Below are 13,718 nucleotides of genomic sequence, written 5' to 3'. Positions count from 1 at the left end.
TATTGAACCCCTATTTTTACGGTGTGGACATTGCTCAACTTACAATAATTGAGAATGCTACAAGACACATCCAATTTAAAAAATACCTCATCATTTCGATTTAAACCCACAGAAAGTGCGCTATTTTTGTCCCGATTCATACTTGCTATTCTCTTGCATTCAAAAATCAAAGAAAGCATGATGTTAATAGGAAGAGACAAATCACAGTTTGCTTCCCAAAAACAACTTGAATCTAGAGGTTTATTATCATGGCTGAAATTAAAATCACTCAACTCAACTCTGAAAAAACTGCTGATGAAATCATTGACTTAAAGGCTAAATCTGCCAAAGATTCACCCGAATTTACAGCTTTCACAACTGTACGTGGTGGAGTTGCTTTTGCAGTTGCTAAATGGTCTTCTTTCTTAGCTTAAGATAGTTTTTTAAAATAGTTCTGAAATACACAATATTTATTGCTGCTTTCAGAACTATTTTAAAAGGAATTTCCACAGTGACATAGTTAATTATATAAACTAACGTCACTGTGATTTATCTCATATCTAGCCAATTCTCATCATCGCTTTATTTACTTAGGACTGTATTAACTGCTTAGGGATAAAAATCAGGAGATAATTTTATGCCAACTCTTAATAGTTCACCAATAGCTTGGTTAAATAGACAATATTTTGATCTTGGCCCTTTAAATGGTGGCAAACCACATCATTATGGGATTGAATTTAGTTATAATAGTTTAATAAATAACAAAACACTTCCCTATACTGTACAAGTAAATATTTCTCCTTTTTTTAGAGAATCTCTGGTAAAAGAAACTGGGATGTTTCAATACCATATTGATCATCCACTACAACTAGCAAAAGAATTACGTACCGAGCGTTGGGAAAAATTTTGTGAGTATTTAGCAAATTATCAAGAATTGCCAAATCTCACTAAACTACGCGTGATGAATTTGTTGAGAAGCTTGTGCTTTCATCGGGTAGTGAAAGAGTATATCCCAGAGATATCTAGTGCAGAAATTGCCAGTGATGTAGAACTGGCTACTCTCGCATGGTGTAGAGCGCTTTCGAGCTTGATTACTCACTTTGACGATCGCACCTTTGATTACATACAAGAAATTGAAGCGATCGCCACTCATGCGCCATCAGGAAGTAAGGTAAAAATCAATGCTGGTTTACAAATGGTAGTTGAGTATGCCAAAACATTTGGAGATTTAGCCGCATCTGAATTTTGGCGTGAAGTAGTTACCAAGGACATTCAAGAATTAAAACCTTCACTCAACGATTTTGAATTTAATTTGTTGATGAGTATGTACTATCGTTCTGTTTCTTTTGTGCCATTTTTACGCAGAGATAAACAGAAGGTAGTTGAAGAAATGGATTTATGCGAATCTCACGCCAGAAGTTTAAATCCTGAAAATGAATTGCAACAAATTGTAGCGCGGGAAAATCTTAGCCTGTGTATGGAAAGCCGTTCTAAAGAGTCTATCTGGCTCAAAGATCTCGATCTTGCAGAAGAACGAGTACGCCTAATAGTCCAACTAGAGCCTTTAGAGCCTAGATATCACTTAGAGTTGGCAGAGGTGTTGAGCAAGCAAGGTAAACTGGAAGAAGCTGCCAAAGTTTATCGTTCAGCTACAAGGTTAGGCCCTCCAGGTACTCCAGTGGCTTGGTTTATGGCTGGTCAATGTCACGAAAAAATTGGTGAATTAGAATTAGCTAGTGACTGTTATCTGGCTTCTCTGCAAATCGAGCCAGAGGCTATCTCAGTTGTCAAACACCTATCGAATATAGCTCCTCGCTTGGGAAATCCCGGACTTGTAAATTGGAGTAATTTGCGTTTAGCTGAACTCGAAGAACAGCAACAAAAATTACAGCCTAAAGCTGCACCTAAATTCCAAAGTGAATCTCTATCTGCATTAAAGCGATCAGCAGATAAAGTATTAGTTTAATATAACAATTAAGGTATAGCAATCCTAAATGATTTGTCAATAAATCTACTTATTCTTTCATATCTAGATAAGTAGTTTATCAATCAAATAGGATTACTATATCTCATTTTTTGTGTTCCACATCATCAATAAATTAATGAAAATGACAGACCCTATCGTAATTACCAACCAGGATATTCTGCATCAACTGAAACTATCTTGTAAACTGCCAGAAATCATTGAACAAATTACCGCTGATCATATTGTAAAAGCTGCTGCTGTGGAAAATGGGATTAGGGTAGAAACAGAGGAGTTGCAACAAGCAGCAGATAAAATTCGGTTAGCTAATAATCTTGATAGTGCGGCACAAACATGGCAATGGCTGGAAAAAAACCATTTATCCCTTGATGATTTTGAACAAATTACACATAGCAGTCTGATTTTTGGCAAGTTAGCAGCACATCTCTTTGAAAATAAAGTTGAAGAATACTTTTTTGCCCACCAGCTAGACTATGCTGGTGTAATTATGTATGAAGTTATTTTAGAAGATGAAGATTTAGCATTAGAACTTTTTTACGCTATTAAAGAAGGTGAAATTAGCTTTTATGAAGTTGCTCACCAATACATCGAAAATATAGAATTACGTCGCGCTTGCGGATATCGTGGGTTAGTGCGCCGCAGAGATTTATTACCAGAACTATCTGCGGCTATTTTTACTGTTCAGCCACCCCAACTTCTCAAACCAATTTTTACATCAAGAGGAATTCACTTGATTTTGGTGGAGGAAATTATTCAGCCGGAGTTAGATGCTCAACTGCGCCAACAAATTGTGGCATATTTATTTGCGGAATGGCTGAAACAGCAAACTCAACAAGCTACACATCAGCTTCAGTTTGACTCAAATCAAAAAATTAACTCTTTATACTCAGTTTAAAATTACTTATTATTAGTCACTATATAATCAAAAATATTAATTTTTGTCCAAACTGCTTTAATTGATTATAAATAGTATATATATGTTATAAAGCATATATATTTTGATGAAAATCTTCTGCTAGATACCATAGAGATATAAATTTGTAAATAATTAAGGGACAAAACTTAGCTTTGCAAACTAAATATTTAAGCTGTAAAACTTAGGAATTAATTTCACAGATTTTCGGGACATAAATGTTTTAGTTTATGTCCCGAAAACTTTTTATCTAATAAGCGATCGCCTCATCGCCTAGACAACAGATATCACCTAGACTTCATCATTCAATGAGAATTGAAACGAAAAAAATATTTATTTGTTTTTACGGAAATTAATTTTTTGTATATGTATTTATAGCCCGGTGCAATTTAACCTGTACCGCTGATTGTCATTTACCTGATGTCTAATCTGTATTGGGTAAATAACAACAGACATATCAATTTATAGTGCATTTTTACCGTTATGTCGTACCAACAAGCACAACATGACATCCCAAGGGCGCAAGCACCTACAGGTAAGTATTTAACAAAGTTTCAGCGCAAACTGCTGCAAGAAAATTTGCAAAAAGATTTATCTGATTCCTATCGTCAGCGAATTGAAATTATGTTGTTGGCGGATGAAGGAAAGTCACAAACAGAAATTTGTCAGATTTTGGGCTGTTGTGCTGCTACAGCACGCCATTGGATACACATTGCGCGAATGGGAATGGCGCATCAATGGCAAGATTTCCCAATTGGTCGCCCAAAAGCGGTGAATGAGCAATATTTAGAGCGATTGAAAGAACTTGTCAGTAATAGCCCCCGTGACTATGGCTATTCTTTTCGGCGATGGACAGCCAATTGGCTACAAAAACATTTAGCAAAAGAATTAGGTGTGGAAATTAGCGATCGCCATATTAAACGACTCCTGAAACAAATGGGGTTGTCTACATTACCAAAATCTCAAAATGCTGAAGTAAGCAATACTCAGCCAACGAATGAGTCCAAAATTTTGATTAAAGATTTGCGATCGGCAAGATTAACAGATGATAGCGATTTCTTGTCGATGAAATTTACAAAATTAGGCAGAAATGTAGATCCTTATGGCGCATAATCTATCTGTTCAGTTGGTTACTCTAGAACAACTCAACGCAAGTTTGGGCTGTTCCCTCTCGCTCGAAGAATTTCAGTTCTGTCTGCAACAAGCAAAATCCCTTAATCCCAAAGTTGGTAAATTTTGGCAAGGCATAAATGTTGAACCGGGCATTTATATTGTGGTATCAGGCAAAGTCAGGTTACTAGATGAAGCCGATGAATTAATTGCCACGTTAGAAACAGGAACTTCCTTTGCGGAATTTACCTTATTTCCAGAAGCTAACTTCAAACCATATTCAGCTAGGGCTTCCGTTAATTTACAACTGTGCTTTATTCCCGGTGATATATTGCAACCATTAATGGCCAAATATCCCGAAATTCGGGGTCATCTTTGGACTAAAGCCTTATCCCGTTCGCCACAACAGACAGACTCAGATGATTTTCCCCTCACAACATCACATCATCAAATAGACATTGTTGCGCCACCTGTCGAACTTGCAGACAACAAAAAGATTAGCAAAGCTTACTTCCCCAACCCTACCCAGCGAGTCGGCCATTTATGGCAAAAAGTCACTCGGCGCTATCCATTTTTTGCTCAACAAAGTGCTTCTGACTGTGGTGCAGCTTGTTTAGTGATGGTGTCTCGCTATTGGGGTAAACGCTTTAGTGTGAATCGCTTGCGAGATATTGCTAATGTAGACCGCAACGGTGCATCTTTGCGCGGTTTAGTGATGGCGGCGGAAAGTCTCGGCTTTAATACTAGACCTGTCAAAGCTAGTTTCAACCAGTTAGCCAAGCAAAAACTACCAGCGATCGCTCATTGGGAAGGCAAACATTATATAGTTGTTTATGAAATCACACCGAAAGATGTGATTATTGGCGACCCCGCCATTGGTCAAAAAACCCTCAGCCACAGCGAATTTAAAAGTAACTGGACTGGCTATGCTTTGCTGTTGCAACCAACAGCCGCCCTCAAAGATGCCAAAGAAACCTCTACACCTTTTTGGCAATTCTTGAGATTAATGCAACCCCACTCGTTGGTAATACTGGAGGTGTTGATTGCTTCAGTCTTTATCCAGATATTTGGACTGATTACCCCTTTATTTACCCAGTTAATTTTAGACCGTGTGGTTGTACAGCGATCGGAACTCACATTAACAGCCGTGGGTTTAGGATTGTTGATGTTTAACTTGTTTCGCGTCGCCATGATAGGGTTACGCCAATATCTGTTAGACCACACAGCTAACAAAATCGACTTAGTTTTAATTGTGGGTTTTATTCGCCACACATTCCGGCTACCGTTGAGTTTTTTCGAGTCACGTTATGTGGGAGATATCATCTCTCGCATCCAAGAAAATCGCAAAATTCAAAGATTTCTATCTGGTGAAGCCTTATCTATCCTGTTAGATTTATTCACCGTCTTTATTTATGTAGGATTAATGCTGTGGTACAGCTGGCAAATGGCACTACTAGTATTAGTTATAGTCCCACCTTTTGCCTTATTAGCATTGATAGCTACACCTTTTCTCCAAAGGATTTCACGAGAAATATTTAATGCTGTTGCCAAAGAGAGCAGTTACTTAATTGAAGCCCTAACTGGTGTACGAACAGTAAAAGCTACAGCCGTCGAACAAAATGTACGCTGGCATTGGGAAGAGTTATTAAATCAAGAAGTAAAAACCAACTTCTCCAGCCAAGTTATTAGTAACCGTCTGCAAATAATTAGTAACACAATTCAAGCCTTGGTAACTACTGCCTTGTTATGGTTTGGGGCGCATTTAGTCATCCAGAATCAGTTAACAATTGGTCAATTAGTAGCATTTAATTTGCTATTAGTCAATATTATTACACCCTTTCAAAGATTGACAGTTTTGTGGAATCAATTACAAGAAGTAGTAATTGCTGTAGAAAGGATTAATGATGTTTTAGATGCAGAACCAGAAGAAGATTTACAATATCAGCTAAGGCAAAACTTGCCGCAAATTCAAGGCAGTATTCGCTTTGAAAATGTGACTTTTCGCTATCACCCAGACAGTGATGTGAATATTTTAGAAAATCTTAGTTTTGCAATCAAGCCAGGGCAAATGGTAGCTTTAGTGGGGCGTAGTGGTTCAGGTAAAACAACCATTTCTAAGTTAGTTTTAGGCTTATATCCCCCTACTGATGGCAAAATCTGGATTGATGGTCATGATATTACCAGTATTTCCTTACGTTCTCTCCGTTCTTGTGTGGGAGTAGTTGACCAAGATACCTTTTTATTTGGTGGCACAATTCGAGAAAATATTAGCTTAGGGTATCCTGGAGCAACTTTAGCAGAATTGATAGAAGCAGCTAAATTAGCTGGTGCTGATGAGTTTATTAAAAAGTTACCTTTGGGATATGAAACTCAAATAGGTGAAGGTGGTGGTTTGTTGTCTGGGGGACAACGACAGCGAATTGCGATCGCTAGGGCTTTGTTGGGTAATCCGCAGTTATTGATTTTAGATGAAGCTACTTCTCATTTAGATACCGAATCTGAAAGAATTATTCAACAAAATCTCACCAAAATTCTTCACGGAAGAACAACATTAGTTATAGCCCACCGACTTTCGACTGTGCGGAATGCAGACTTGATTTTAGTTCTAGATAGAGGGCTGCTAATTGAAAGTGGAACCCATGAAGAATTAATGAATAAAAAAGGACATTATTTCTATCTCAATCAACAGCAGTTCCAGCTTAATAATTAATGGTTAATAGTCATTTGTGATGCTCTTGATTGTCTCTCCTCTTCATTTTTAGCACCTACCTCCTGTTTTGAAAAAATATGACAGATACATTTAATGGTAAACGACCAAATACATCTGATCAAGCAATTATAGACAAGTCTACGCCAGCAAAAACTGATGATTGGTCTGATGTTACGCGAGAAACACTAGATAACTTACCCGAAGTGTGGACGCGAGGAATACTATATTTTTTAGTAGTGTTTGTCTCAATTATTTTACCTTGGACAATTTTTTCTCAGATTGATGAAACAGGTACAGCTAGAGGCCGAATTGAAACTCAAGATAAAACCATTAAGCTCGATGCGGCTGTGGCGGGGACGGTAGCTGAAATTCAAGTAAAAGAAGGAGATTCAGTCAAAGCCGGACAAACTTTATTAATCTTAGACTCGGAATTAGTCAAATCTGAATTGCAACAAGCCCAGGATAAATTAGAAGGGCAATTAAATCGATTGACGCAGTTAAATTCAGCGAAAAATCAACTATTTGTTTCTTCGGCAACGCAAGCGCAACAAAATCAATCGCAACAGTTAGAGAAACAATCACAAATTGAACAATTCCGCCAAAATCTGCAATTAATTACCAATAATTTTAATTTACATCAAGAAGAAGGAATAGCACAATTAAACCAAGCTAAACAAACTATTATACAACACGAAAAAGCGAAAAAATTAGCTGAAGTTAGCTTGGCGATCGCCCAACGAGAACTAGAGCGTTATCAAAAGGCTTTCAAAGATGGAATTGCGGCTGAAGTTAATGTTGTGGAAAAAGAAGATGCTCTACAAGAAAGAATAAAATTCTATGAACAAACAAAAGCAGATATTCAACAAGCAAAGTTACGTTTAGCAGAACAACAAAGCAGTTATGAACGGAATATTCGCCAAGCTAATGCAGATATTCAACAAGCCCAGTTACGTCTCAAAGAACAAGAAACAAGTTATCAAACTTTAACTCGTTCTGGCAAATTAGCCATTTTAAGAATTGCTGAACAACAAAAAAATCTCGAAACTGAGATTACATCTTTGCAATCAGATATCGCTCAAACTAAAAGTCAAATCGAATCGCTCAAATTTCAATTGCAACAGCGAGAAATCAAAGCTACTACTAACGGGATTATATTTCAACTACCAATACAAAAACCAGGAGCTGTTGTCCAATCTGGAACAATGGTGGCGGAGATAGCACCTGCAAATTCACCTTTTATTATTCGCGCCACAATGTCTACCACTGAAAGCGGTTCTTTACATACAGGATTACCAGTCAAGCTAAAATTTGATGCCTATCCATTTCAAGATTATGGAGTGATCTCAGGAGAGTTAATGAAGATTTCTCCGAATACTACAGAAATAGACACCCCTAATGGCAAAGTTGCGGCTTATAACTTAGATATTGCGCTCAAACAAAACTGTTTGCCCTCTGCTAATAAATGTATACCCTTGCGCCCAGGTGATACAGCCATAGCCGAAGTCATTATCCGCCAACGGCGAATCATTGATTTTCTACTTGATCCATTCAAGCAGTTACAGCAAGGAGGAGTTAAGTTGTAATATTACCCTTGTTTCACAAACAAAGCGCGATAAATTGGTTCGCCTTTATTTTGGGTAAATATTTCTCGTTCTGTGGGTACGGCTAATGGATTTTCTGTTAACCATTCGTCTGCACCAACTCGTGTAAAGGCTGAGTTTTCGGCAAAGCGATCGCACATTTCCACAGCGACAAATTTCATATCTGATTGCAGAAATACCACTCCACCCACTGCTAAATATTGGGCTAATTCTGCCACTAATTTTGGTTGCACTACACGGCGTTTAGCATGACGAGTTTTAAACCAGGGATCGGGAAATTGAATCGTCACCCGTTGTAACATGCCTGGAGTTAAGCCTGATAAAAGAGATTGTAAGGAGTTATTCGCATTGCCATACAAATAATACAGGTTAGTTAAACCCAAGTCAGAACGCAACTGATTCGCCTCCACTACCAATGGTTCCCGAATTTCCAAACCTAGAAAATTCCAGTTAGGTTCTACCTGCGCCATTTGCAACACAAACCTCCCTCTCGCACAGCCAATATCTAAATGCAGTGGTTGGTTTGGTTGTGCATAAATTTTTTCCCACTCAAGGGGATTGACTGGTGTACGATATTTTTGGGCAAGTGGGTTAACGTGTTGGCGGACTCTCACAGCTGGCAAAGTGAAAACTCCTTGTAGTAACGACAGTAAACAGAGATTTGCCGATAAAAAATTAGGTATACTATTATATAATAAATTTAATTTGACAGCTAAATAATTAATAAACTATTCAATTTTAAAAATATTAAACATTCTCTGTTGAGCAAAAAACGGTGAAAAAAACTCAAATATTCAGTCAAAAATATGAGCTATCTTAACCGTAAAAATAGCTCATATTTTTCTAATAGCTAACAAAAATATAAAATTTTTCAATTATGCGTGAATAATTCAGATCCCTGGCTTCTTTAAGAAGTCTGGGATCTAAGTTTCATATACAAATGTTAAGTCATGATTTTCCGGCAGAGTTGCCAAAGCAAAGGTTATACTTTGTGGAAAAGGCTTTTTTTTACCCGTATTTATAAAATTGTCTGCAAATCAATGGCTCTCAATTTTCGCTTTGCTGTAGTCAGCGACTTACACATTGCGCTTCCCCATACAATCTGGGATCATCCCAGTCGGTTTCATTTGGTGGAAGTTAGTATTCCGGCTTTTGAAAGTGTCATCGAACATATAACACAACTTGATTTAGATTTTCTGTTGCTTCCAGGGGACTTAACTCAGCACGGTGAACCAGAGAACCATCTTTGGTTACAAAAACGCTTATCTGAGTTGCCATTTCCGGTGTATGTTGTTCCGGGTAATCATGACGTTCCTGTTGTAATGGCAGATCAGCAATCCATTGGTTTTGCTGATTTCCCTCATTATTACGGCAAGTTTGGTTATGACAATCCTGAGCAAATTTACTACACTCATCAAGTGTTACCTGGAGTGCGGTTGATTGGTCTTAATTCCAACTTTTTTAATGAAGAAGGTCAGCAATTAGGTCGTTTGGATAATCAACAACTAATTTGGTTAGAAAATGTTCTAGCAACAGCGACTGAAGAATTAGTCTTGGTGATGGTGCATCACAATGTAGTTGAGCATATACCGCAGCAGTCGCGCCATCCAATGGGCAATCGCTATATGCTGCAAAATGCGCCGCAACTGCTAGAATTGCTCCGTCAGTATCAAGTCAAGTTAGTATTTACAGGTCATTTACACGTTCAAGATATTGCCTGCTCTGATGGTGTTTACGATATCACTACTGGTTCTTTAGTCAGTTATCCTCATCCTTATCGAGTTTTTGAGTTTCGCCAAGATAACTACGGTAGAGAATGGTTGCAAGTTTTATCTCATCGTGTAGAGTCTGTCCCTGATTTTCCTGACTTGCAACATTTATCAAAACAATGGATGGGCGATCGCTCTTTGCCTTTTTTAATGAAATTTCTCACTCATCCACCTTTAAACTTACCACCAGAACAGGCTCAAGAAATTGCCCCTAGTTTGCGTTACTTTTGGGCAAATATCGCTGATGGAGATGCTCTGTTTGACTACCCGCAATTTCCTCAAAAAGTGCGTCATTACATTCAAGCCTACAGTGCGATCGCCCGTTGTGGTACTCCTCACCTCATTGATAACAACAGCACCCTACTGTTGGAAAAGATGGGGGATTAAGGGTGTGAGAGAGCAAGGGTGTAAGGGTGTAGGGGAAGAATTTCTTACTCAGCACTTATCACTCATGCTGACGACAAATGCCAAACACAGAAGTGTAACCATGTAAAAAAGTATTACCGCCTACAGGGCCGATTTCGCCACCACAGAAAAAACCACCAATCGGTATATTTTGGAAGTAGCGCCTAAATAGTGAGGAATCAAAATTAGGTTTACCATAAAGTCCTTCACCTCGACCGATGCAAGAAAACATTAAAGCGGCGATCGCAGAGGATGAAGAAGCTTCTTGATTGTGATATTTCTCTAGCAGAAATTCCAAATCTTCTGCGGAAGCTTCAGCATCACGTAAATGAAATTGTAGACGTTGACCAGGGCGAACGCGATCGCCAATTGCGATCGCACCTCCGGCGGGATCTACCCCTAAAATACTGCGAATTAAAAAGTCGCCTTGTTGCAAAGACAGCTTAAACTCATCCATCGCTACGCCCACAAATAAAGAATGCTGGGCTAAAGTTCGTTCTTGATCGCTCAAACTATTAATTAAATCTCGCAGCACCACCAATGGCACTTGCTCATCTAGTTCTAAAATAATATTGCGTTCAGCCTTGGTAACTTGCATCGGCTGACCAATGGGGCGACAGCCCTGAGCCACAATCGTTTCTAGTACAATATTGCCAGTCAAAGCCAAGGCGACAGTTCCTTCACGATAGAGGCGATCATTACAAAATAGAGCCTGTCGTCCACCCATACCACCACTGGCTTGTCCTCCCACAATCACAGAACCAGGATAAGCAAAATCTAAACCTTGCAAAAGTTCGTTGATTCCTGAAGAAAAAGAACTAGACAGCAAAATAAACTGCGGTGTGGCAGATGGTTGTACACCAATTAAATTCACCCAAGCATCTGGCGAACTATCTAAATCGGGTAACTCTTCCGCCAAAATATGAGAAACTTGGAGATTTACTCCAGGCAAATGTGCCAATGTCAAGCTCAAAGCCGCTTCTGCTTCTATTTCTTGGGTTTGTCCATCAGTTGTAGTACCAATTACACCACCACCGCTACAACCAATCATGACGGGTACGGAAAGTTTTTCTGCCAGCAAAGGTAAAAGCCGGGAATATTCACTAGCAAAAGCAGATGAAATAAATACCAGCCCTAAATCCGCCTGTGCTGTTAACAAAGACGTAGTTTTTTGCACCACCTCCGTAACAGCGGCTTCTAGAGAAGGACGGGTGGATAGGGCATTAGCCCACTGCATTTGATCTGCCATGAAATTTCATCTCTTCCTTTTTCGTAGTGCTTTTAGCCCAAGGTTTTGAAGAGGCAAAGCTGTCTCACAGACTGCCTCACCGCACTGCTTCACCTCCTACATAGCTGCCTTCACAGACAGATATTCATCAATTCCCATTACATGCAATAAATATAGTTGATAGATGCACTTTCGCAGTACGGACTCTAGAAAATCTTAAAAGATAGACAAAGATACAGTCTGAATATCCCCATTTGCCGTGGTTATCAATCATTCGCCTGCCACATCCACTAAGTAGATCAACTTATTAGGTAGAATGATGAGTGGTAGTACAGAAAATAGCAATTTTTGAATTTTTCTATACTAGTATTAACAACACACAACAAAACGACAGCTATGAGCGAAACCAAAGCAAAAGTTGACATTCAAGAACAAATTCAAGAAGAAGTAGAACAAGCTCGTGCAGTTTGTGATATTTCAGGTAGCAATTCTGCTGAGTGTGCTGCGGCTTGGGATGCAGTGGAAGAACTACAAGCTGAAGCTTCTCACCAGCGCCAAAGTAAGCCTAAAAATTCTCTAGAACAGTACTGCGATGACAATCCAGATGCAGCTGAGTGCAGAGTTTACGATGAATAGACATTGAGTGGGTAAACTTCTATTCATCCAACAGGCAAGCAACCAACATCTGTTTACTGCGACCTTGTACTTTATCTGTTTAGGGTAGGTTTTGTAACTGACCCTCAATATAACTTGTCAGTTAGTACAAGCTACAAATGTAAAAGATATGCAAGTTGCTTGTTTTTTTTACCTATAAAGAGATGAATTTCGCCCCAAGGAAATATTCACACACCAATAATTAAATTAATATTAATTTAGATATTGAGAAATTTGACTATCAGTCCAACATCAGGCTACCCATAACTACAGCCTCTGTCCTACTCTGTACTATGCCTCATTTTGTTGCTCAACGGAGTAATTTATTTTGCATGACTATTTAAAGTATTTGCAGAAGTATCCGTTATATTAAATATCTGTTCTTCATGCAAAATTTTTATTTATCGTCTGGCAACAACAATGGAAGACGTTTGGTTTCGCCCATATATCTGGGCTGATTATCGACTAGCAGTATTATTTACGTTGATTATTCCCCTAATTCTGCTAATTTGGGCATTTGTACAAAGGGCAGAAGGTATACAACGCCTATTAATGATTTATTGGCGAGTTGCTAGTCTTTTGGCAATTACAATTTACTTGATGATAGCTGAGTATCCAGTCAGCTTTATTTCCGGGTTGATAGCACGGATTTTGATACCCATTTCTCTGTGGTTTTGGGTGGATCTCAATGATGAAATTGAGTATCAACCAAGTGGCCCGTTGAAGCTGATTTTTACCTCTTGGCGTTGGGCTGTGACAGTTTATAGCCTGCTGGGTGCGATCGCTTTTCTCCCGTTTATCGGTTGCGCTTTTTCTGAATCAGCCATTAAAACTCCCTATTGTCGAGTCTGGTTTGAAGCCCCCTTACTCTTTAAAGATTATTTCCATCACAACAGCAAGCCTGGATTTCTCGGTTTTCTGGGCATCATCTTTTTAGTCATTTATGTGCTTTACTTAAGCTACTTTGTTCTCATTAAGCTGGGTAAACAAGGACGTTCAGCTACACCTCAGTAATTAAATACAAAGCCAAAGTTCCAATTTGATGAATAATTCCATTGGCAAGCGCCTAGAACAGTACACCACCAAACGCCCCCAAGAAGTTTTATTGATCACGGTGGAAATAGCCGATGAACAAGACAAAATTGCGGTTTTTAAAGGTTTTTCGAGTTCTTTGATGCGCCCCACAGCTTTTGATCCTGATGTCCCAGTGCTATTAGATGCAGCCACAATTCTAAGTATCGATCGCATCGCTAGTCCCTATAATCCTGAAGCACCCCGCTACATCGAAAAAGGCATCTCTTGGGAAGCAATGCAAGCTTTGTTGTCAGAAGTCGGAGTTTAAAGGGAGCAGGGGAGAAGAATTAA

General features: G+C 38.8%; 12 protein-coding genes. 10 read left to right on the top strand and 2 right to left on the bottom strand.

Features of this window, described 5'->3' with window-relative positions; all coding sequences use genetic code 11:
- Nucleotides 1–248 precede the first annotated feature (248 nt).
- The 6 genes from AC504W_RS15755 (at nt 249) to AC504W_RS15730 (ending at nt 8,279) form a co-directional block, all read left to right on the top strand.
- The gene (locus AC504W_RS15755) at nt 249–413 is read left to right on the top strand and encodes a hypothetical protein (protein WP_494873237.1); all 165 of its coding nucleotides are present in this window, start codon (nt 249–251) and stop codon (nt 411–413) included.
- A 203-nt stretch (nt 414–616) separates the two neighbouring features.
- Nucleotides 617–1,945: a tetratricopeptide repeat protein gene (locus AC504W_RS15750; RefSeq protein ID WP_494873236.1), complete on the top strand. Its 1,329-nt coding sequence runs from the start codon at nt 617–619 to the stop codon at nt 1,943–1,945.
- 142 nt (nt 1,946–2,087) lie between these two features.
- Complete coding sequence (locus tag AC504W_RS15745) at nt 2,088–2,858, top strand: peptidylprolyl isomerase (RefSeq protein ID WP_494873235.1); 771 nt, start codon at nt 2,088–2,090, stop codon at nt 2,856–2,858.
- Between the two features lie 501 nt (nt 2,859–3,359).
- Complete coding sequence (locus AC504W_RS15740) at nt 3,360–3,989, top strand: helix-turn-helix domain-containing protein (RefSeq protein ID WP_494873234.1); 630 nt, start codon at nt 3,360–3,362, stop codon at nt 3,987–3,989.
- A complete protein-coding gene (locus AC504W_RS15735; RefSeq protein WP_494873233.1) occupies nt 3,979–6,696 on the top strand; it encodes a peptidase domain-containing ABC transporter in 2,718 nt (905 codons plus the stop codon). Before AC504W_RS15740 ends, AC504W_RS15735 begins: the two co-directional genes overlap by 11 nt.
- A gap of 77 nt (nt 6,697–6,773) precedes the next feature.
- Nucleotides 6,774–8,279: a beta-barrel domain-containing protein gene (locus tag AC504W_RS15730; protein WP_494873232.1), complete on the top strand. Its 1,506-nt coding sequence runs from the start codon at nt 6,774–6,776 to the stop codon at nt 8,277–8,279.
- A gap of 2 nt (nt 8,280–8,281) precedes the next feature.
- Here AC504W_RS15730 and trmB read toward each other — a convergent pair whose 3' ends face one another.
- Nucleotides 8,282–8,920: a tRNA (guanosine(46)-N7)-methyltransferase TrmB gene (gene trmB / locus AC504W_RS15725; protein ID WP_494873231.1), complete on the bottom strand. Its 639-nt coding sequence runs from the start codon at nt 8,918–8,920 to the stop codon at nt 8,282–8,284.
- Between the two features lie 417 nt (nt 8,921–9,337).
- On the opposite strand from trmB, the gene AC504W_RS15720 reads away from it, so the two are divergent.
- Nucleotides 9,338–10,453 (top strand): metallophosphoesterase family protein, encoded by a 1,116-nt coding sequence (locus tag AC504W_RS15720; protein ID WP_494873230.1) that lies wholly within the window; start codon nt 9,338–9,340, stop codon nt 10,451–10,453.
- A gap of 58 nt (nt 10,454–10,511) precedes the next feature.
- Here the strand turns inward: AC504W_RS15720 and AC504W_RS15715 are convergent, their stop codons facing one another.
- Nucleotides 10,512–11,720, bottom strand: coding sequence for an FIST signal transduction protein (locus AC504W_RS15715; protein WP_494873229.1), 1,209 nt, complete (start codon nt 11,718–11,720; stop codon nt 10,512–10,514).
- 375 nt (nt 11,721–12,095) lie between these two features.
- On the opposite strand from AC504W_RS15715, the gene AC504W_RS15710 reads away from it, so the two are divergent.
- The 3 genes from AC504W_RS15710 (at nt 12,096) to AC504W_RS15700 (ending at nt 13,695) form a co-directional block, all read left to right on the top strand.
- Nucleotides 12,096–12,335: a Calvin cycle protein CP12 gene (locus tag AC504W_RS15710; protein WP_015115885.1), complete on the top strand. Its 240-nt coding sequence runs from the start codon at nt 12,096–12,098 to the stop codon at nt 12,333–12,335.
- A 438-nt stretch (nt 12,336–12,773) separates the two neighbouring features.
- Entirely contained in the window at nt 12,774–13,367 is a 594-nt protein-coding gene (locus AC504W_RS15705; RefSeq protein ID WP_494873228.1) for a DUF3177 family protein, read from the top strand.
- Between the two features lie 28 nt (nt 13,368–13,395).
- On the top strand, nt 13,396–13,695 hold the full coding sequence (locus tag AC504W_RS15700; protein WP_494873227.1) for a DUF7734 family protein: 300 nt from the start codon (nt 13,396–13,398) through the stop codon (nt 13,693–13,695).
- Nucleotides 13,696–13,718 lie beyond the last annotated feature (23 nt).

It is taken from the genome of Nostoc sp. C96 (assembly GCF_059384975.1).
This window is presented reverse-complemented; position numbering and strand designations above follow the sequence as displayed.

What these genes read in the sequence shown, in the direction of transcription:
- AC504W_RS15735 (WP_494873233.1), top strand. Translation starts at nt 3,979, where the DNA reads ATGGCGCATAATCTATCTGTTCAGTTGGTTACTCTAGAACAACTCAAC.
- AC504W_RS15750 (WP_494873236.1), top strand. Translation starts at nt 617, where the DNA reads ATGCCAACTCTTAATAGTTCACCAATAGCTTGGTTAAATAGACAATAT.
- AC504W_RS15755 (WP_494873237.1), top strand. Translation starts at nt 249, where the DNA reads ATGGCTGAAATTAAAATCACTCAACTCAACTCTGAAAAAACTGCTGAT.
- AC504W_RS15745 (WP_494873235.1), top strand. Translation starts at nt 2,088, where the DNA reads ATGACAGACCCTATCGTAATTACCAACCAGGATATTCTGCATCAACTG.
- AC504W_RS15710 (WP_015115885.1), top strand. Translation starts at nt 12,096, where the DNA reads ATGAGCGAAACCAAAGCAAAAGTTGACATTCAAGAACAAATTCAAGAA.
- AC504W_RS15740 (WP_494873234.1), top strand. Translation starts at nt 3,360, where the DNA reads ATGTCGTACCAACAAGCACAACATGACATCCCAAGGGCGCAAGCACCT.
- AC504W_RS15715 (WP_494873229.1), bottom strand. Translation starts at nt 11,720, where the DNA reads ATGGCAGATCAAATGCAGTGGGCTAATGCCCTATCCACCCGTCCTTCT.
- AC504W_RS15720 (WP_494873230.1), top strand. Translation starts at nt 9,338, where the DNA reads ATGGCTCTCAATTTTCGCTTTGCTGTAGTCAGCGACTTACACATTGCG.
- AC504W_RS15730 (WP_494873232.1), top strand. Translation starts at nt 6,774, where the DNA reads ATGACAGATACATTTAATGGTAAACGACCAAATACATCTGATCAAGCA.
- AC504W_RS15705 (WP_494873228.1), top strand. Translation starts at nt 12,774, where the DNA reads ATGGAAGACGTTTGGTTTCGCCCATATATCTGGGCTGATTATCGACTA.
- AC504W_RS15700 (WP_494873227.1), top strand. Translation starts at nt 13,396, where the DNA reads ATGAATAATTCCATTGGCAAGCGCCTAGAACAGTACACCACCAAACGC.